Genomic DNA, 19,187 nt, shown 5'->3' with positions numbered 1-19,187 from the left:
AAGAATCCTACGATCAACCGACCGTGTTCGAATATCAGTTGCTCAAGCCGGGGCCGGTCCCGGCCGCACCCCCGGGGCGGAACCGGCCCTCCCCGGAGTAACGTCCTCCCCAAGTCTTCACAGCTCCGGCACAGCTTGCGGGGCTGTCTATCCTGTCGGCTATGGCCCGGTACCGTCCTGTCCCGGGAATTCTCAGGGGTGGGGTCCGATGAGCCTCGTCGATATGCCCGGCGCACATGCCGCCGTGATCGCGGACGGTATTCGCGTCCGGACAACGGCGCCCGCGGAACTCGCGGAGCACGAGCTGGAAACCTGGCGCGCGCTGCGCCGGGACCAGGTCGCCGCGGGGGCACCGGCCAGCCCCTTCATGGAACCGGAGTTCACCCTGGCCGTCGGCCGGGTCCGGCCCGGCGCCCGCGTAGCGGTTCTGTGGAGAGACGGCGAAGCCGTCGGCTTCCTGCCCTTCGAGCGGTCCTCGTTCGGCCGCGGCCGGGCCGTGGGGCTGGGCGTTTCCGACTGCCAGGGCGCGATCCTCGCCCCCGGCCTCGGCATCACCACCCGGGAACTGCTCACCGCCTGCGGACTCTCGGTGTTCGAGTTCGACAATCTGGAGGACGGCCAGGAACTGTTCGTCCCGCACGCCGCCGAATCCTTTCGCTCCCCGGTGATCGACGTCTCCGGCGGCTACCCGGCCTACGAGGAGCTGCTGCGCGTCCGGGCACCGAAGTTCCTCAAGACCACCCTGGCCAAGGAGCGGCGGCTCGCCCGCCAGGCCGGGGAGGTCCGGTTCGTCTTCGACGAACGGGACCCGGCGGCACTGGCCACCCTGATGGAGTGGAAGTCCGCGCAGTACCGCCGCACCGGCCGCGGCGACCGCTTCGCCAAGGAGTGGATCGCCGAACTCGTCCGGCGCCTGCACGGCTCCGGGGAGCCGGGCTGCTCCGGAGTGCTCTCCGTGCTGTACGTGGCCGGGCGCCCGGCCGCCGCCCACTTCGGCCTCCGCTCCGGCACCCTTCTCGCCTGCTGGTTCCCCTCCTACGACCCGGCCTACGCCAAGTACTCGCCGGGCCTGGTGCTGCACCTGCGGATGGCCGAGGGCGCGGCGGCGGCCGGTATCGACACGCTCGACCTGGGCCGCGGCGACTCCGAGTACAAGGACTCGCTGCACACCGGTGAGCTGCGGGTCCACGAGGGCGCGGCGATCCGCCCCGGCGCCGGGGCGGCGCTCCACTGGCTGCTGCGCGAGCCGCCGCGCCGCGCGCACGGCTTCGTCCGCGACCGCCCCGAACTGGCGGCGCGGGCGCAGAGCGCGCTGAAGACCCTCGGAAAGCTCCGCTCCCGCTGAACGCCGGGCGCCGGGCCGGAGAACACTGCCGCCGCGGGGGCCGCTCCCGGGGAAGCCCGGGGGCCGGAGCAGCCGGGGCCGGACCCCTCCGCGGGCCCGGGCCCGGTAGCCGCCCGCCCCCGACCGCGGCGCCGCGCCCCCGGCGCACCGCCCCCGTACCGAACCAGAAAGAAACCGCACCCGTGACAGCCCACCCTCCGCCGCCGGCCGCGCCGGACGCGACCGCACTGCCGACACCGATCCGGGTCGCCCAGCTCGACCTGGCCGGACCCGACGGCGAGGTGGTCTCCTTCGGGCCCGCCCTGCCGCCCGCCGCGCCCATCGAGAGCGGTGACGACGTCTACGCCCTGGTCCGGGTGCACGGCAGACCCGTCGCCACGGTCGTCTGCAAGGTGCCCGCGGGTAAGAACCCCGCCGACGCCGTCGCCGCCCACGCCCGCGCCCGGCTCGCCCGAACCGGACTGCCCGCCGCCCCCGACGCCACCGGCACCCCGCCCCGCACCAGCGTCGTCGTCGCCACCCGGGAGCGCGCCGACCAGCTCGCCCGGGCCCTCGACTCCCTGCTCGCCCAGGACCACCCGGACTTCGAGATCGTCGTGGTCGACAACGCGCCCGCGACCACCGCCACCCGGGACCTGGTCGAGAGCTACGCCGACCGGTCCGTGCCCGTGCGGTACGTCACCGAGCCCGTACCCGGCCTCGCCATCGCCCACAACCGGGGCGTGGCTGCCGCCGACGGCGAGATCGTCGCCTTCACCGACGACGACGTCATCGCCGATCCGCACTGGCTGACCGCGCTGACCCGCCCCTTCGCCGACGACCCCCGGCTCGGCTGCACCACCGGCCTGATCCTGCCCGCCCGCCTCGGCACCCCCGCCCAGATCCTGCTGGAGAGCCACGGCGGCTTCGCCAAGGGCTTCGCGGCCAGGACCTACGACCCCGCGCTGCCGCCCGCCGACGAGCCCCTGTTTCCGTTCACCGCGGGCAGCTTCGGCTCCGGCGCCAATATGGCCTTCCGCGCCGCGGCCCTCCGCGCCGCCGGAGGCTTCGACCCCGCCACCGGCACCGGCACCCCCGCCCGCGGCGGCGACGACCTCTACGCCTTCGTCAGCGTCCTCGCCGGGGGCCACCGGCTGCGCTACAGCCCCGAGGCACTGGTCTGGCACCACCACCGCGAGACCTGGCAGGACCTCACCAACCAGGCGTACGGCTACGGCGCCGGGCTCACCGCCTATCTGACCGCGCTGCTGGTCCGCCACCCCTCGCTGCTGCCGTCGCTGCTGCGCAAACTGCCCCGCGGCCTCGCCCACGCCCGTACGATCACCGCACACCGGGACTCCGGCCCGGCGGAGGCGCCGTCGCGTCCGCCCCGGGACTCCGGCGGCGGGGCCGTGCCCGGTGCGCACGGCACGCACGACTATCCGTGGCCACGGCATCTGTCGAAACTGGAACGGCGGGGCATGCTCGCCGGACCCCTCGGCTACGCCAAGGCGCGCCGCAGGGTGCGGGGCGTACGACCGCCGTGGGAGCCACGGGGCGAGGAGCAGCCATGAACGACCCGACGACCCCACCCGGAGCCGCAGGACCGGGCACACCGGACGCCCCGGGAGCCCCGGGCGCGTCCGGCGCTTCCGCGGCCGCGGGTACGCCGTATGTCCCGGTGCTGCTCTACCACGCCGTCATGGACGACCCCCCGGCCTGGATCGCCGAGTTCACCGTCACCCCCCGGGAGTTCACCGCGCAGCTCGACGCCGTCGTCGCCAGCGGCCGGACCCCGGTGACCGTCGGCACCTTCACCGACCATCTCGCGGGCCGCGCGCCGCTGCCCGAGCGGCCGGTGATCATCACCATCGACGACGGCTTCGCCGATCTGCCCGGACCGACGGCCGAGGCCCTCGCGGAGCGCAACCTGCCGTCGACCGCCTATCTGACGACGGGCGCCATCACCCCCGGCGGCCGGAGCCTGCTGCCGCCCGCGCCGATGATGACCCTCGACCAGGTGCCGCTGCTGGAGCAGTACGGCATGGAGATCGGCACCCACACCGTCACCCACCCCCAGCTCGACACCCTGCGCCGGGGCGCCCTCGAACGGGAACTCACAGAGCCGCGGGAAGTGCTGGAGGACCTCCTCGGACACCCGGTGACCCATCTCGCCTATCCGCACGGCTACAGCAGCACGGGAGTGCGCCGGGCCGCCCTGCGCGCCGGCTACACCTCCGCCGTCGCCGTCCGGCACGCGCTCAGCTCCCAGACCGACGACGCCTACCGCATCGCCCGGCTGATCATCCGCCGTACGCATACGGTCGCCGATGTGGAGGCGTGGCTCGCCGGGCGCGGGGTGCCGGTCGCGCCGTTCCCCGAATCGTTCAAAACGGCGGGCTGGCGCTGGTACCGCCGGGCCCGGGCCGCGGTCAGAGGCCCGGTCTTCGCGGGCTGAACCGGCCTGCCGGATCCCCCGGGGCAGACGGTTCCCGAGGCGGTTCTCACCAGGGGCGGTGCTGCCGGAAGAAGGGGTCCGCGACCGCGTCGCCCAGGCTCTTCCAGGACGAGTCCCGGGCGAGCGACAGATCGCAGTGCGGGCCGGGGTCGCGCCAGTTCCACTGGAGCGCGGCGTGCACCCCGTCCAGCTCCTTCACCACCGACGGCACCTCCGCGTACCACTCGGCCTGCCGGTCCGGCCGCGAAGGGTCGTCCGCCGAGCCGAACTCCGAGAGCATCAGCGGCTTGCGGTCCGAGAGGTTCTCCCGGATCCACCGGTGGACATCGCGCTGCGTCTCCCCGAAGGAGACCCAGTCGGTGTCGTGGCAGCGGTAGTAGTTGTAGCGGTTGTACGCGATCCAGTCGACGTACTCGTCACCCGGGTACAGCTGCGGGACCAGCTTGTTGTAGCCCGGATAGCCGGTGATGGTCCATACCCACACCGCATTGGTGACGCCCAGCTCCCGGAAGCGGTCGTGGATGTGCCGCCAGGCGGCCGTGAACTCCGCCGGGGTGCCGTCGTCGGGGATCCGGGTGTCCATCTCCAGGTCGAAGGAGAGGAAGAGCGGCTTCCCGTACTCCTTGACCCGGCGCGCCTGGACGTCGATCACGGTCTCGTCGTACGCGCCCGCGGCGATATCCGTCCAGCTCGGCTGCTGTTCGTCCGTACCGCCCCACCACTTGCTCTCCCAGGAGAGCAGCAGCATCCGCTCCTGCCCGACCTTCCGCTCCTGCTCGGTGACGAGCTGCCCTTCGAGATCGTCCGTGGACATGTCGTGGTACGCGTACACGATGTCGAGCTTGCGGCCGATCCGCTTCTCGTACGCGAGGACCTTCTCCGCCAGCTCCGGCTTCTCGTGCCGGACATACGCCCCGAACCAGGCGCCGCAGGGCGGCACCAGCTTCTCGGTCACCCGGCACTCGGGGGAGCCGGGGCCGGGGCGGGCGTCGTCGCGCGGGGAGGTGACCGCCAGGGCGACGGCGCCCAGGAGCAGTGCCCCCACGAGGGCCGTGGACAGGGCCGTCCACAGCCTTCCGTGGTTCGTCACGTACGGGTGGGCCTTTCTCAGGTATCCGCTGGTTCACCCCTCCTGGGGCGGTGTTGCGGGGGTTTCGTACCTATGCCTGCCCTCGGGGAGCCGCGGACATGCGGCGGCCACGGCGGTCGTCGCCGTGAGGAGCAGCAGCAGGCCCGTACCGCTGAAGAACTTCAGCGCGATCAGGCCGGTGGCGCCGAGGACGGTGAGGGCCGTGCTCAGGAAGACGGCGAGCATCAGCAGTTCGAGCCGGTCGGAGTCGCGGCCGAAATCGTCCTCCCAGGTGTCCTCGGGGCCGACCGCGCTGTCCCGGCGCAGCCGGGGCGCGCAGACCCGCAGTACGGCGATACCGGGCCCGGCCATCAGGAAGAGCACGACGGGCAGCCAGCGGAACAGGTTTCCCTCCGGGAGGAAGGTGGCGATCAGGGCCACCAGCCCGGCGGCGACCGGCCCGAACCGCACATAGGGCGATTCCCCGGACAGGGCCCCGGCGCCGGGCCCGGACCAGGTCCCGGCCGCGGGCACGGCCCGGGACACGGTCCCGGTGGCTGCCGCGGGTGCGGCGGGGGTGGCGGGGGCCGCGGGTGCGGCGGGCGGGAACGGAGGCGGTGCCGGTGCCGGTGCCGTGCCCGGCGGGGGTACGGGGGCGGCCGCGCGCCGTGCCCGCCGGGCGCCGCGCCCGTCGCCGGGCAGGGGCGCTCCGCCGGGCGGGGTACCGGGCCCGTGGCCGGGCTCGGAAAGGGCGTCGCCCCGGCCGGGTCCGCCGGGGGCCGGGCCGTCTCCGGTGCCGCCCTGCGCCTGCCCGGCAAGCGAGTTGGCGGCGCGGCGTGCCCGCCGGGGGCCGAGCGGGGGTGTGCCGTCCGGTGACCCGCCCGGTGCGGGGGCGCTGTTGCCGTAGCCGGCGTCCGGCGTCCGGCCCGGCGCGAAGGCGCCGTTGCCGCCGCCGGGCGCATCGGTGCGCTGCCGGGGTGCGAAGAAGTCGTCACCGTCGCCGGGCGCGGGCGCCGGGTTGGCGGCGCGCCGTGCGCGGCGGGGGCCGAGCGGGGGCGTCCCGCCGGAACCGGGTGTGCTGTTGCCGGAGGCGCCCTGCGGTGTTCCGCCGGGCGCCGGGGCGCCGTCGCCGAAGGCGCTTGCCGGGGCCACGGGGGTGCCGCTCCCCGCCCCGGGTGCCGTGCCCGGCTGGTCCGCGGGGGCGGCGAACCAGTCGTCCGCCGGGCGGTGCGTACCGTACGGCTCCGGGCCCGGCCGCACGCCCTCGCCGGGCGGCTCGCCGGGCCCGGGGCCGTACCCGTACCCCTGCTCGCGCTCGCGCCCGCCCTCGCGCTCCCCCTCGCGCTCCGGGTCCGTGCCCGCTTCCCAACCGTTCCCGGGTCTCATGACGCCCTCCCCGCCGAGCTCTTCAGCCGGTACACGGCGCCGGCGCTGTTGCCCGCCACCTTTTCGAACAGCGGCGACGCCGCCACGTCCTTCTCGATGCTCTGCATCTGCTCGCGCGTGAGCAGCCCGTTCATCTCCGAGTTCGCCACCTGGGCGCGGGTGTACAGGAAGTACGCCTCGCCCGGCGCCCTGACCCCGGACATATCGCTGGCCAGCGTCTTCGCGGGCTCCTTGACGATCTGGTCCACATGGAACTTGGCGTCGTCGAGGAACCAGTAGTGGTCCACGTCCCAGTAGCGGTCGTAGGCGGCCGGGTAGTTGCGGTGCGCCGCGACCACCATGGAGCCCTTCGGGGCCGTCCGCAGCAGGTCCTTGACCAGCTTCACCTCGTCCGGCGGGAAGTAGCTCAGCCGGTCCTTGCCCATATAGCTGGGCACGAACATCACGCTCAGCACCGTCAGGACCACGGCCGGGACGATCCCGTACCGGACGCCCGTGGCGAGCCGCGGGGCGTCCGCCGCGGCACCCGCCCGCCCGGCGCGGGTCACCGGCAGCAGCGCGGCGGCCGCGAAGAACGCCAGGAACGGGAGCATGAACATCAGCACCCGGAAGATCATTTCGCTGCCGTAGCCGTTGGCTATCGCCAGCAGCGGCGGCACCCCGGCCAGCAGCAGCAGCGGCCTGGCCCGGGTCCGCAGCGGCTTGCCGCCCAGGAACACCCCGGCCGCCGCGAGCAGTACCACCAGCAGGGAGAGCAGCCGGGCGGCCCAGGAGGCGAAGAGGGCCCCGCTGCCGGTGGGCACCGAACCGTAGCCGCGTTCGAGGTTGCTGCTCACATCGCCGAAGGACTTGATCATGTCGGGCACGGCCTCGCGGAGGAACGGCAGCGACGCGGTCAGGTTCCAGGCGGCGAAGACCAGCACCAGCACGATCACCAGGGTCCAGTCGCGGTAGCGGCCCATCACGCACAGCGCCGCCAGACTGACCACCAGCATCACCGGCGTGAGCTGGTGGGAGACCACGATCGCGGCGATCAGCGGCACCAGCAGCGCGGTCCACACGATCTGCCGGGCCCGCCGCCCGGGCGCCGGTGCCTCGGCCCGGCGCAGCGCCACCGCGATGACCCCCAGATAGAGGGCGAACGCCAGCGACTGCGGCGAGAAGTAGTCCTGGCCCACCCAGTTCGCGGTGCAGAAGATCCACACGGCGGTCCAGATCAGCCGCCGGTCCTGGGTGAAGGTGCGGTAGATCAGCAGCAGCGGCAGCAGCATCAGCAGCCCGGACAGCAGCGGCCACCAGGCCATGAACGCCAGCGCGTTCTCCGCGCCGGTCAGCTTCACCACCGCCGCCTGGGCGGCGAAGAAGCCGGGCCACTGGTCGTAGACGGCCATCGCGCCGAGTTCGGAGCCGCGCTGGAGCCGTCCCGCGTCGATCAGGTGCTCGATGACGGCGTCGTGCTTCCAGGCCCAGGCGTACAGCGGGGTCGGATAGACCACGGCCTGGGTGGCGCGCTCGAAGACCAGCAGTCCCACCGTGTACGCCAGCGGCCAGAGATTGCCGCGCCGGGGGTCCCGGACGACGTACCAGAACCCGCCCGTGAGGACCGCGAGGCCCAGCCAGTAGACGAACGGCAGCTCCCTGGTCAGCCCGAAGTCCGAGAGGTCCGAGACATCGACGGTCGCCACCGCGATCAGCCAGAGCAGCAAGGCGATGCCCAGCGGGGCGAGCAGGACGGTCAGCGTCCGGCGGTCGGGCAGCTCGAAGCGCGGCCGCCCGGCGGACCGCCGGGGCCCGCCCCGCTCACCGTCCCCGCCGCCGCCCCGCGCCGGGCCCGCGGCGGCCACCGCGGCACGCAGCCCCGCCACGGAGAGCCCCATGGTCGGCTGGTCCACCCCGGATCCCGCCGCACCGGGTCCCGGTCGGCGCCGGCCACTGGGGCCGGGGCGCCCGGGTCCCGGCTGCGGCACCGGTCTGCCGGAATCGGTGGGTGGTCGTCGCACGCTTCACCTCGGATGGTTCTCGGTCTCGCTCAGCAAGCTCGGAAATCGGCACGTCTCGGGGGTTGTCGCACAGCTCCACGGTCGCCCGCGGTACCCGGCAGCCCGGCCCGGCCGCCGGCGTACCGCCGAGTCGTCGTCGGTCGGGGCACGTCAGCCGCCCGTCCGGCCGGTCCGTTTCCCGGACCGTCCGGAGTCCGCGGCGGCGGTCCGGGACTGCCGGGCGGCCCACCACACCAGCGCCAGGGCGAGGACCGTCACCGCCAGGTACAGCGGCAGCGCGACCTGCGCCAGCGGGCGCTGGAGCGCCCAGCCGCACACCGTGAGCACCCACAGGGTCCCCCACTGCGCGGGCTCGGGTACGCGCAGGGTCCGCAACACCGCGAACACGGCCACCAGCAGCAGCAACTGGGCGACCGTCGGCAGCCACCGCAGCAGCCCGTCGGTATCGCCGAAACCGGCCGCCGCCGCCAGGAACCGCGCCGCCGTCTCGTAGAGCGCGCCGTCCGCGGGCTCCGGCTCCCAGCCCAGCGCGGCGGGCGCGGTGTGCAGGGCGGCGAAGGTCATCAGCATGGCCGCGGCGAGCAGCCCGGTCCGCGGCCGGAGCAGGGAGAGCGCGGCGCTGTGCACCACGATCAGCAGCACCACCGCGGTGACCGTCAGCGGCGGCAGCGCCTTCAGCAGCTCCTTGCCGGAAAGCGCCTGGGCGGCGGGCAGGTCGGGCGCGGAGAGCAGCGGACCCCAGAACAGCGCCGCGGAGAGCCCCAGCAGCACCCAGAGGGCCAGCGCGATCCGCGATTCGTCCGGTCCGGCCGGTACCGCGGTCCCGGCGGCGGGAGTGGTCTCCTTGGGCTCGGGCGGCACGAAGACGGGGATGCCGAACGCGGGCGTCGCGGTGTCGTGCCCGCTCCACACATAGGCGGCGCCGTACTCCTCCTCGTCCCGCGCCACCCGCTCCTTCCGCTCGGCGGCCTTCCGCGCCCAGTCGGTGCCGTACGCGGCCTCCTTGACCGGGCCCCGGGCCACCAGCCGGGCCCACAGCTTCGACGGCTCGGGCTCCTTGCCCGCCAGCGCCGAACGCAGCCCGGGGGCCACCACCACGGCCATCACCAGCATGGACAGCAGCATCGCCCAGCCGGCCCCGGCGATCCCCGCCGGGCCCAGCAGCATCGCGGCGCTGCCCAGCACCAGGGCGCACATCAGCCCCTGGACGACGGCGAGCATGCCGGTCCGGCCCTGGACCCGCAGCACCCCGATGTACAGCTCCACCGCCACCCGGGGCAGTGCCGCCGCGGCCAGCAGCCGCAGCACGGTGGTGCCGTTCTCCGCGTACGAGCCTCCGAAGGGCGCCAGGATCAGCGGGGCGAACAGCACCAGGACGGTCACCACCGGCACCAGCAGCAGCGCCATCCGCCGCAGCGCCCCGCGGACCCCGGCGGCGAGCGTCTCGGGGCTGTGGGAGGCGTGCGCGGTCAGCGAGGAGGCCATGTTGATGGCCATGAACTCCATCGTGCCGCCGACGGTGTACGCGATGTAGAAGTAGCCGTTCAGCTCGGAGTCGAAGCGGACCGCCACCATCACCGGCAGCAGGTTGATCATCGCCAGGGAGAACAGGCCGCCCACCGAGTCGCCCGCGAGGAAGCGGCCGATCTCCTTGAGCCGGGGCGGTTCGCGGTCCCGGTCGGCGGCGGCCTGGCGCGGGATCAGCTTCCGGAAGATCAGCCAGGCCAGCGGGACCGTGGACAGGGCGATCGCGGCGCCCCAGGAGACGAAGATCCCGAGCACCGGCAGGGCGCTCGCGAAGGCGGCGAGCAGCAGCAGTTTGCCGATGGAGAAGACGGCGTTGCCGATGGGTACCCAGAACGCCTGGCGGAGGCCGGTGAGGACGCCGTCCTGGAGGGTGAGCAGGGCCCAGCCGACGCAGGACAGGACGAAGCAGAGTCCGGGCCAGAGCCCGCCGAGCGGTTCGTACGACTCGCCCCACAGGGGCAGCGTCAGCAGGAACCCGGCCGAGACGACGGCGACCACGACGGAGGCGACGATGTACGTCTGCCAGACCAGCGGGCCGGTGCGGCGCCCGGCGCGGGGCACGTAGCGCACCACCGCGCCGATCATCGTGGTGGCGCTGACCGAGGCCAGCAGGCGCATCGCGGCGATGGCGGCGGAGCCCTCGCCGACGGCCTCCTTCGAGTAGTAGCGGGCGGCCACCAGCCAGAAGCCGAGCCCGAGCGCCGCCGATACGGCGGTCGACAGCATCAGGGCGTAGGCGTTGCGGAAGAGGGAGTCCCCGCCGCCAGCGTCGTCCTCCGGCGCGCCGTCGCCTTCGCCGTCCCCGGGGGCGGCGGGCGGGCGGTGCGGCGCGGCGACGGCGGCGGACCACGGGACCCTGCGGAGCATCATGGTGTCGGACGGATCCGGCAGCGTGCGCAGCCGGGTGGTATCGGTGTCAGGCACGCGGCTCGCCCGGCAGGGGACCCGGGGACGCCGGGATCCGCATTTGTACGGTGTGGTCCTCGGGCACCAGGTCGGCCGCGCGCAGCTGGACGGTCGACTGCTCCCGGAAGCCGGGGGTGCCGGACGGCTGGGACGGTACGGCGATGGGCTCGGCCGGGGGCTCCGGGTCCGCGCTGAACGCCTCGGTGGTGAGGGTCCGCGACGACGGGCGCCGCACCTTGCGGCTGTTGGCCAGCGGGTGCGGGCCGTGGCGGCGCGGCGAGAACGGCGGGGCCGGGGCCACTCCGGCCCGGTCCAGGACTTCGAGGATGCGGTCCGCCTTCAGCGGGTCGGCGGGCATGGCGTGCCGGCCGAACCACTCGGCCGCCTCCGGGGTCCGGGAGTGCTCGGTGAAGGCGGCGGCGTAGACGTCGAGCGGCGGGTCGTAGAGATAGCCGGTGTTGATCCGGTTGCGGTGCAGCAGATTCCTGGTCCCGTCGCGGTCCTCGACCAGCAGCGGGACCTGGAAGAGCGGCTGTACGGGGCCGGGCCGCCGGATCGCCCAGCGGGACGCCAGCAGCTTCGCGGAGCCCGCGCGGTACTCCTCCAGCAGGGTGTCCAGGCCGGTGAGCATGCGCTCCGTCCGGTTCAGCCGCAGCGAGCCCGGCCGCATCCGGTAGTCGTGCATGTCCACCTTCACCCAGTCGTTGAAGGGGAGCAGCGACGGGGCGTGGTTCAGGGCCTCCACCAGCCGCGCGGCCCGGAGCGGCATCCGGATCTCCGGTCCCCGCTCCTCCATGCCGAGCAGCCGGACCACGGCCCAGGCCAGCGAGGTCAGCCGCATACCGCGGACGGCCGACTCCAGATAGGGGCGGAAGCCGTACGCCAGCTCGGAGATCAGGCTGCCCGGGGCGAGCAGGGCCTCCCTGGCCTCTTCGAGGGCGGGGCGCTGGGCGGGGTCGGCGATCGCGAGGATGCCGCCGGTCCGGGCGCCGAGGTGCTTGCCGAGGCTGTAGGTGGACGCCTCGCCGAAGGTGCCGACGAGCCGGCCGCCGACGGTGGTGCCGATGGCATGGGCGCAGTCCTCGATCAGGGGGATGCCCATGAGGTGGCAGCGGGAGCGCAGCTCCGCGACGGGGTCCGGATTGCCGTAGATATTGACCGTGAGGACGGCGGAGAGGCCCTCCCAGGTGGCGTCGGGGATGGCGGCCACGTCGATGGACCCGTCCTGGTGGTGGACCGGGGCCATGACCGGTTTCAGGCCGGCCGCGAGCACCACGAAGAAGATGACGTCGTCGTTGACCGGCGCCATCAGCACCCGGCCGCCCGGTTTCACCCAGTGCCGCAGCGCCAGGTACATGCCGAGCCGGCACGACGGTACGTACAGACATTCACGGCCCAGCCTGGCCCGCATCAGCTCCTCGATCGCCGCATGCGGCGCCGAGGGCGAGACGGACGACGGCCGGCCCTCCCCTTGAGCCATTTTCGTCCCCCCAAGAACCCCGTCGCCAATGTGGACCACTCCGGGCGCTCCGTCAATCTCGAACGGACAACGACGGAGCAGGGCCCCTCCCGCCGGGAGGGGCCCTGCGCGTCTTCGGTGGAGCGGGTGGCTCCGCACCGTGCCGTCCGGGGGGTTGTGGCACCGGGCGGGCCGGTGTCACTCCTCCAGTGTCAGTCCTTTGCGCAGCCTGACCAGCGTGCGCGAGAGCAGCCTGGACACGTGCATCTGCGAGATGCCGAGTTCCTCACCGATCTCCGACTGCGTCATGTTCGCGACGAAGCGCAGGGACAGGATTTTACGGTCCCTCGGCTGGAGCCCGGCGATGAGGGGCTTCAGGGACTCGACGTACTCGATGCCCTCCAGCCCGTGGTCCTCGTAGCCGATCCGGTCGGCGAGGGCGCCCTCGCTGTCGTCCTCCTCGTGCTGGGCGTCCAGCGAGCTGGCCGTGTAGGCGTTGCTCGCGGCCATGCCCTCGACGACTTCCTCGCGGGAGAGCCCGAGGTGCTCGGCCAGTTCGCCGACCGTGGGGGAGCGGTCGAGGCGCTGGGCCAGCTCGTCACCGGCCTTCGCCAGGTCGAGGCGGAGCTCCTGGAGCCGCCGCGGGACCCGGACCGACCAGCTGGTGTCGCGGAAGAAGCGCTTGATCTCGCCGATGATCGTGGGCATCGCGAAAGTGGGGAACTCCACTCCGCGGGCCAGCTCGAACCGGTCGATCGCCTTGATCAGGCCGATGGTGCCGACCTGGATGATGTCCTCCATCGGCTCGCTGCGGGAGCGGAAGCGGGAGGCGGCGAACTTGACCAGGGCGAGGTTCAGTTCGACGAGGGTGTTGCGGACGTACGCGTACTCGTGGGTGCCCTCCTCCAGTTCGTGGAGGCGGGCGAAGAGCGTCTTCGACAGGGCGCGCGCGTCCAGCGGTGCCACCTGGTCGAAGGGGATCCCGGGCAGCCCGAGATCGGCGAGCGGGTCGTGCGCGGCGGGCGCCGCACTGCCGGCCGGGGCCGCGGACACCGCGGATTCCGGTGCCGCAGGCACTGCCGGTACTGCGTTCGGTATGACGGGTGCTTCCTGTGTCGACGGCGCGGTCGTGGGGATTACCGTTGCGTCGAGCCGGGGTGACATGCGTCTCCTCCATCGTTCTCGGCATAAGGCTGCCGAAGCCCAGTGCGAGCTGCGGTGAGCGGCGCCTCCAATGCCGGTCGCGGGACGGTCCCGTTGCTGTATCCCTACAAGCCCTACCCGGTTATCGGGCGCCAATGCAAATGTTAATTAGGGCTTATGTCTGTTTTGTTGGCGTTTATAGAGGGTGCCGCATGGCTCCGGCGCACCGGCAAGGCGTAAGGTTCGACGCACATCACAGGCGCGAAGGGGCGTACATGGACCGCGGTACCGCCATGGGCGGCGTCAGTCAGGGCCGCCTCCGGGTCGAGGTCAGGACCGAGGGACGCAGCGCGGTCCTCGCACCGGCCGGTGAGCTCGATCACCATACGGCCCAACTGCTGAGCGGCCCGCTCGACGAAGCCCTCGCCGAAGGGTTCTCCACCCTGATCGTCGACTGCTCGCGGCTCGAATTCTGCGACTCCACCGGACTCAACGTCCTGCTGACCGCCCGGCTCAAGGCCGAGGCCGCGGGCGGCGGGGTCCATCTGGCGGGCATGCTGCCCGTCGTGGCCAGGGTGCTGGAGATCACCGGGGCCGGTGCGGTCTTCACCGTCCACGAGACGGTCGAAGCGGCCCTCGGCCGCTGAGCAGCATCTCCCGCGCGATTCCGCAGGTTTTTCCGCCGACCGCACGGGTGAGTGTTGTCACTGATCCGCGGGGCAGAAGAGTTTTCACGGGTCCCGCGCGGAGTGTGCGCCGTCGGGCACTCTGAGTCCAGCAAGCAGGCGATCTGGTGATTGGGTGAGGTGAAGCGCTGATGAGCACCACCCGGCCGCAGCCGGGCGACCTCGGCCCCGAGCCGAGCGGAGCCGGGGGCGACGCCGCCCCGACCGCGCCGTACGGCACCACGGCGCAGCGCGGCTCCGGCCGCCCCGCCGACCCGGTGCGGCGGCTGGCGCTGGCCAGCGCCAGCGGAATCGTCCCGCTCGCCCGGGACTTCACCCGGCAGGCGCTGTACGACTGGGGCTGGCTGCCCGCCGCCACCGCCGACCGCAGGGCCGCCGCCGAGGACGTCCTCCTGGTCGTCTCCGAGCTGGTCACCAACGCCTGTCTGCACGCCGAGGGGCCGGACGAGCTGCTGGTCGGCTGCGACGGCAAAGTGTTGCGCCTGGAGGTCTCCGACCGGGGCGCCGGCCAGCCCGCACCCCGCACCCCGCACCGCGCGGGCCGCCCGGGCGGGCACGGCATGTTCATCGTCCAGCGCCTCTGCCACGACTGGGGCGTCGTCCGCACCCCCGGAGCCCCCGGCAAGACGGTCTGGGCCGAGCTGCGGATGGCCTGACGGATCGTCCGGCCCGCCCGGTGCACAGGGCAGTTCCCGGTCAGACCCCCGGGACCAGTTCCGGTGCCGCCGGGCCGGGGGCGGGGCCCGTGGCGGGGGCGGGGGAGCGGTTCTTGGCCAGGGCCCGGTTCAGATGGCGCCGGGCGGTGTCCTGGTCGCCGCGCAGCTTGGCGGCCAGGCCCAGACCGATCTCGGCGCGCACCTCGCCCCGGCTGTAGGCCCGTTCGGCCGAGACGGCCAGCGCCCGCTCGTACAGCTCCGTCGCCCGGTGGGCATGACCGCCCGCCAGCGCGGTCCGGCCGAGCCAGGACAGCGCCTCGACGACCTCGGTCCACAGCCCCAGCTCCTCGGCCACCAGCAGGCCCTCGCGGTGCAGTTGCTCCGTCCGCGTCCGGTCCCCGCCGTGCTCCGCGGCCAGCGCCAGCGCCCGGGTGGCCCGCAACTGCCCCCAGCGGTCCCCGGTCTCCTGGAAGAGCGCGGCGCCCAGCTCCGCATGGGCCGCGCCCCGGGCCGGGGTGTGACCGGCCAGCTCCACCAGGGCCGCCGCCTCGCCCCAGCGGTCCCCGGCGGCCCGTGCCCCGGCCAGACTGGCCTCCACCAGCCGCCGGCCCTCGACATGGCGGCCCTGGCCGGTCAGCCCGGTGCCGACGAACCACTCCAGCCGGGCCCGCAGCACCGGATCGCCGAGCCCCGACAGCAGCTCCGCACCGGCCGGGACCGTCCGCGCCCCCGCCGGAGACGTCCGCACCTCCATCCCGGCCAGCCAGGCCCGGGCGGCCGACCGTACGACCGGTGCCGCCTCGCCCGGCACGGCCAGCGCGCTCTGGAACCACTTACGGGCCTCCGTCAGCCGGCCGCGCAGGAACCAGTACCACGCCAGCGCGTTCACCAGCCGCAGGGCGTGCCCGGTGTCGCCGCCGGAAACCGCGAGCCCGATGGCGCGGCGCAGATTGACGGTCTCCGCGTCCAGCCGCTCCAGACAGCGGCGCTGCTCCGGGCCGCGCAGCAGTGCGCTCTCCCGTTCGGCCAGTTCGGTGCAGCACCGGACGAACCGGGTGCGTACGGTGTCCGTCTCGCCCGCCTCGTCGAGCCGTTCGGCGCAGTACGCGGCCACCGACTCCAGCAGCCGGAACCGGCCCGCCTCCCGGACCACCAGGGAGCGGTCCACCAGCCGGGAGAGCAGATCGGGTACCCGGCCGGGGGCCAGGTCCGGGCCGCCGCAGACCGCCTCGGCGGAGGCCAGGGTGCAGCCGTCGGCGTGCACGGCCAGCCGTCGCAGCACGGTCCGCTCGTCCGGGGTCAGCAGCTGCCAGCTCCAGTCGAGCATGCCCCGCAGGGTCTGCTGCCGGGCGGGCAGCCCGCGGGCCCGGACCTCGGGCGGGCCGAACCGGTCCCGCAGACCGTCGGCCAGCTCGGCCGGGCTCAGGGTCCGCAGCCGGGTGGCCACCAGCTCCAGCGCCAGCGGAATCCCGTCCAGCCGGCGGCAGATGGCGGCGACGGCCGCCGCGTTCGTACTGTCCAGGGCGAAGCCGGGCGCCGCCGCCGCGGCCCGGGTCACGAAGAGTTCCACGGCGCTGGACCGGGCGAGCGCCCCCGGTCCGGCCCGGTCCGGCAGTGCCAGCGGCGGCACCGGATGGACCACCTCGCCGGGGATGTCCAGCGCCTCCTGGCTGGTGACCAGCAGATGCCCGGCGGGCACCGTCGACAGGACGGCCCCGGCGAACGACGCCACCGGCTCCACCAGATGCTCGCAGTTGTCCAGCAGGATCAGCAGGTTCTTCTGGGCCACCGCCCGGCAGAGCCAGCCCACCAGATCGTCGAGGCTGGGCTCCGAGGCGGCCGTATCGCAGAGCCCCAGGGTGGTGATGACCCGCTCCGCGACGTCGTCCGGGGTGGATGCGGGGCCCAGGCCCGCCAGTTCGACCAGCCAGACCCCGTCGGTGAACCGTTCCGTCAGGGAGTGGGCCGCGGCGATCGCCAGCCGGGTCTTCCCGACCCCGCCGAGACCGGTGAGCGTCACCAGCCGGGCATCCGCGCCCAGTTGGGCCCGGACCCGGCCGACCTCCGTGGCGCGGCCTATCAACGAGGTCAGCGGGGTGGGGAGATTGGTACGGCACGACGGTGATTCGACCGTCGGCGGAGTCAGATGGGGCTCCTGGCGCAGGATCGCCTCGTGCAGGGCGGTGACCGCGGGACCGGGGGACACCCCCAGCTCGTCCGCCAGCTGCCGCCGTAACTCCCGGAAGCTGCGCAGGGCGTCGGTCTGCCGCCCGGAGCGGTACAGCGCGCGCATATGGGCCGTGCGGAGCCGTTCCCGCAGAGGGTGGCGCGCCACCAGTTCGCCCAATTCGGCGGCGAGAGCCGTATGTTCGCCCAGGGTCAGCCGGACCTCGGCCCGGTCCTCCAGGACGGTCAGCCGCAGCGCCTCCAGCCGGGCGATCTCGCTCCGGGCGAAGAGGTACTCGGCGATATCGGCATAGGCCGGGCCCCGCCATAACGCGAGCGCGTCGGCCAGCAGGCCGCCCTTCACCGACGGGTCGTCATGGGCGCGGGCCCGCTCGGCGAGATGCTGGAAGTGCAGCGCGTCGACCGTCTCGACGGCGTCGTCCGGGAGCAGCAGCCGGTATCCGGCGGGTTCGCGGACCACCCGCTCCCGGCCCAGCACCCGGCGGAGCTGGGAGATCTTGGTCTGGAGGGCGTTGGCCGAACCGTCCGGCGGGCTGCCCGCCCACAGGTCCTCGATCAGCCGGTCGGCGGGGACCGGACCGCCCCCGTGGATCAGCAGATTCGCCAGCAGAGCGCGCACCTTCGCCTCGGGAACCTTGACCGGCTGTCCCTCGGCGTCCCAGACGGCCAGCGGGCCGAGCACCCCGTAGCGCATGGTCGCAGTGTATCGGTCGGCGACCATCAGGAAATCGTGCGTGCCGGGCGGGACGGTGTCGTGGCACCTTCTCGACCTCGAACGCATGGGAGTGCCATGAGCGTGTCAGTCGCCAATCGAGCGGGCCCCCGGGAGTGGGGAGGACTGGCCGTCCTCTCCCTGCCCACCATCCTGCTGGGGCTCGATGTCACCATCCTCTATCTCGCCCTGCCCTCGCTCGCCGAGGACCTCAACCCGAGCAGCACCGAAACGCTGTGGATCATGGACGCCTACGGCTTCCTGATCGCCGGCTTCCTGATCACGATGGGCACCCTCGGCGACCGGATCGGCCGCCGGAAGCTGCTGCTGATCGGTGTCGCCGCCTTCGGCGCCGTCTCGGTGGTGGCCGCCTACTCCAACAGCACCGAACTGCTGATCGCCGCCCGCGCGGCCCTGGGCATCGCCGGTGCCACCCTGATGCCGTCCACCCTCTCGCTGATCAGCAACATGTTCGCCGACGTACGCCAGCGTTCGGTGGCGATCGGTATCTGGGCGACCAGCTTCGCGCTCGGCATGGCGCTCGGGCCGGTGGTCGGCGGCGTGATGCTGGACGCGTTCTGGTGGGGTTCCGCCTTCCTGCTCGCGGTGCCCGTCGCGATCGTCCTGCTGATCGCCGGACCGCTGCTGATCCCCGAGTACCGCGCACCGCAGAGCGGTCGGTTCGACCTGCTCAGCGTGGTCCTGTCGCTGGTCGCGATCCTGCCGGTGATCTACGCGGTCAAGCACGGCGCCAAGGAGGGCTTCGGGGTCCCGATGCTCATCGCCGCGCTGATCGGCCTGGCCTTCGCGGTGGTCTTCGTCCGGCGCCAGGGACAGCTGGAGAGCCCGCTGCTCGATATGCGGCTCTTCACCAACCGCACCTTCAGCGCCGCGCTGAGCGTGCTGCTCATCGGTCTGGTCGGGGTCGGCGGCTCGATGCTGCTGATCACCCAGCAGCTCCAGCTGGTGGAGGGCCTGCCGCCGGTCGAGGCGGGGCTCTGGATGGGACCGCCCGCGCTGATGATGTTCGTGGCCGCGATCGGGGCGCCGCTGGTGGCCCGCCGGGTGCCGCCCGCCATCGTGGTCGCCGCCACCCTGGTGCTCTCCACCGTCGGATACGTCCTGCTCACCCTGGTGGACTCGTCGGGCGGTATCGCCCTGATGGTGATCGGCTTCGGGCTGGTCTATCTCGGTCTCGGGGCGATCGCCGCCCTGGGTACGGACCTGGTGGTCGGTGCCGCGCCGCCGGAGAAGGCGGGTTCGGCGTCGGCGATGTCGGAGACCGTGCAGGAGCTGGGTCTCGCGCTGGGAGTGGCGATCCTGGGCAGTCTGGCCACCATCGTCTACCGGAACCGGATCGACGGTGAGATCCCCGCCGGTACCCCGGCCGATGCGGCCGAAGCGGCGGGCGACAGCCTCGCCGGAGCGGCGTCGGTGGCCAAGGAGCTGCCCGCGGGCCTGCTCGACCAGGCGAGGGAGGCGGCCACGGCCGGGCTGAACATCGCGATGCTCGTCGCCGCGGTCGGCACTCTGCTGCTCGCGGTCCTGTCGGCCGTCGTCCTGCGGCACATCGGCACCATCGGCAGCGAAGAGGAGGAGAGCGCCGAATCCGTCCGGGAGGAGCCCGTGAAGTCGGACGCGTGAATGCAGCGGAATCCGCCGGCCGGCGGCAGG

Annotated in this window: 13 protein-coding genes; 6 read left to right on the top strand and 7 right to left on the bottom strand. The window is 73.5% G+C overall.

Going from position 1 to position 19,187, the window contains the following annotated elements; translation table 11 throughout:
- The first annotated feature begins 208 nt into the window (after positions 1-208).
- The 3 genes from ACWDR0_RS20510 (at position 209) to ACWDR0_RS20500 (ending at position 3,782) form a co-directional block, all read left to right on the top strand.
- On the top strand, positions 209-1,345 hold the full coding sequence (locus ACWDR0_RS20510) for a GNAT family N-acetyltransferase (protein ID WP_456353133.1): 1,137 nt from the start codon (positions 209-211) through the stop codon (positions 1,343-1,345).
- Positions 1,346-1,527: 182 nt separating this feature from the next.
- Positions 1,528-2,898, top strand: a complete 1,371-nt coding sequence (locus ACWDR0_RS20505) for a glycosyltransferase (protein WP_456353132.1) — start codon at positions 1,528-1,530, stop codon at positions 2,896-2,898.
- 107 nt (positions 2,899-3,005) lie between these two features.
- Positions 3,006-3,782, top strand: a complete 777-nt coding sequence (locus tag ACWDR0_RS20500) for a polysaccharide deacetylase family protein (RefSeq protein WP_456353146.1) — start codon at positions 3,006-3,008, stop codon at positions 3,780-3,782.
- A 46-nt stretch (positions 3,783-3,828) separates the two neighbouring features.
- Here ACWDR0_RS20500 and ACWDR0_RS20495 read toward each other — a convergent pair whose 3' ends face one another.
- The 6 genes from ACWDR0_RS20495 to ACWDR0_RS20470 all read right to left on the bottom strand — a co-directional run bounded on the left by ACWDR0_RS20495 (position 3,829) and on the right by ACWDR0_RS20470 (position 13,293).
- Positions 3,829-4,872 carry a glycosyl hydrolase gene (locus ACWDR0_RS20495; protein WP_456353131.1) on the bottom strand — a complete coding sequence of 348 codons (1,044 nt, stop codon included), beginning with the start codon at positions 4,870-4,872 and terminating at the stop codon, positions 3,829-3,831.
- Between the two features lie 33 nt (positions 4,873-4,905).
- Positions 4,906-6,237 carry a hypothetical protein gene (locus ACWDR0_RS20490; protein ID WP_456353130.1) on the bottom strand — a complete coding sequence of 444 codons (1,332 nt, stop codon included), beginning with the start codon at positions 6,235-6,237 and terminating at the stop codon, positions 4,906-4,908.
- Positions 6,234-8,129 (bottom strand): glycosyltransferase, encoded by a 1,896-nt coding sequence (locus ACWDR0_RS20485; protein ID WP_456353129.1) that lies wholly within the window; start codon positions 8,127-8,129, stop codon positions 6,234-6,236. The genes ACWDR0_RS20490 and ACWDR0_RS20485 overlap by 4 nt, the downstream gene beginning before the upstream one ends.
- 258 nt (positions 8,130-8,387) lie before the next feature.
- Positions 8,388-10,631, bottom strand: a complete 2,244-nt coding sequence (locus ACWDR0_RS20480) for a lipopolysaccharide biosynthesis protein (RefSeq protein ID WP_456353145.1) — start codon at positions 10,629-10,631, stop codon at positions 8,388-8,390.
- Positions 10,632-10,680: 49 nt separating this feature from the next.
- Positions 10,681-12,150, bottom strand: a complete 1,470-nt coding sequence (locus tag ACWDR0_RS20475; protein ID WP_456353128.1) for a DegT/DnrJ/EryC1/StrS family aminotransferase — start codon at positions 12,148-12,150, stop codon at positions 10,681-10,683.
- Between the two features lie 177 nt (positions 12,151-12,327).
- Positions 12,328-13,293 carry an RNA polymerase sigma factor SigF gene (locus ACWDR0_RS20470; protein ID WP_456353127.1) on the bottom strand — a complete coding sequence of 322 codons (966 nt, stop codon included), beginning with the start codon at positions 13,291-13,293 and terminating at the stop codon, positions 12,328-12,330.
- Positions 13,294-13,547: 254 nt separating this feature from the next.
- On the opposite strand from ACWDR0_RS20470, the gene ACWDR0_RS20465 reads away from it, so the two are divergent.
- Positions 13,548-13,919: an STAS domain-containing protein gene (locus tag ACWDR0_RS20465; protein WP_456353126.1), complete on the top strand. Its 372-nt coding sequence runs from the start codon at positions 13,548-13,550 to the stop codon at positions 13,917-13,919.
- A gap of 170 nt (positions 13,920-14,089) precedes the next feature.
- Complete coding sequence (locus tag ACWDR0_RS20460; protein ID WP_456353125.1) at positions 14,090-14,614, top strand: ATP-binding protein; 525 nt, start codon at positions 14,090-14,092, stop codon at positions 14,612-14,614.
- A 40-nt stretch (positions 14,615-14,654) separates the two neighbouring features.
- Here the strand turns inward: ACWDR0_RS20460 and ACWDR0_RS20455 are convergent, their stop codons facing one another.
- Positions 14,655-17,522, bottom strand: coding sequence for a BTAD domain-containing putative transcriptional regulator (locus ACWDR0_RS20455; protein ID WP_456353124.1), 2,868 nt, complete (start codon positions 17,520-17,522; stop codon positions 14,655-14,657).
- A 69-nt stretch (positions 17,523-17,591) separates the two neighbouring features.
- Between ACWDR0_RS20455 and ACWDR0_RS20450 the strand changes: the two genes are divergently transcribed.
- Positions 17,592-19,157 (top strand): MFS transporter, encoded by a 1,566-nt coding sequence (locus tag ACWDR0_RS20450; protein WP_456353123.1) that lies wholly within the window; start codon positions 17,592-17,594, stop codon positions 19,155-19,157.
- The last annotated feature ends 30 nt before the right edge of the window (positions 19,158-19,187 follow it).

The sequence above is a fragment of the Streptomyces sp. NPDC003691 genome (assembly GCF_053981115.1).
The sequence above is the reverse complement of the archived record's forward strand: the minus strand, read 5'-3'. Positions and strand labels throughout refer to the sequence as shown.

Excerpts from the sequence above, each read along its gene's own strand:
- ACWDR0_RS20510 (WP_456353133.1), top strand. The coding sequence starts at position 209 with ATGAGCCTCGTCGATATGCCCGGCGCACATGCCGCCGTGATCGCGGAC.
- ACWDR0_RS20490 (WP_456353130.1), bottom strand. The coding sequence starts at position 6,237 with ATGAGACCCGGGAACGGTTGGGAAGCGGGCACGGACCCGGAGCGCGAG.
- ACWDR0_RS20480 (WP_456353145.1), bottom strand. The coding sequence starts at position 10,631 with ATGCTCCGCAGGGTCCCGTGGTCCGCCGCCGTCGCCGCGCCGCACCGC.
- ACWDR0_RS20475 (WP_456353128.1), bottom strand. The coding sequence starts at position 12,150 with ATGGCTCAAGGGGAGGGCCGGCCGTCGTCCGTCTCGCCCTCGGCGCCG.
- ACWDR0_RS20470 (WP_456353127.1), bottom strand. The coding sequence starts at position 13,293 with ATGTCACCCCGGCTCGACGCAACGGTAATCCCCACGACCGCGCCGTCG.
- ACWDR0_RS20465 (WP_456353126.1), top strand. The coding sequence starts at position 13,548 with ATGGACCGCGGTACCGCCATGGGCGGCGTCAGTCAGGGCCGCCTCCGG.
- ACWDR0_RS20460 (WP_456353125.1), top strand. The coding sequence starts at position 14,090 with ATGAGCACCACCCGGCCGCAGCCGGGCGACCTCGGCCCCGAGCCGAGC.
- ACWDR0_RS20455 (WP_456353124.1), bottom strand. The coding sequence starts at position 17,522 with ATGGTCGCCGACCGATACACTGCGACCATGCGCTACGGGGTGCTCGGC.
- ACWDR0_RS20450 (WP_456353123.1), top strand. The coding sequence starts at position 17,592 with ATGAGCGTGTCAGTCGCCAATCGAGCGGGCCCCCGGGAGTGGGGAGGA.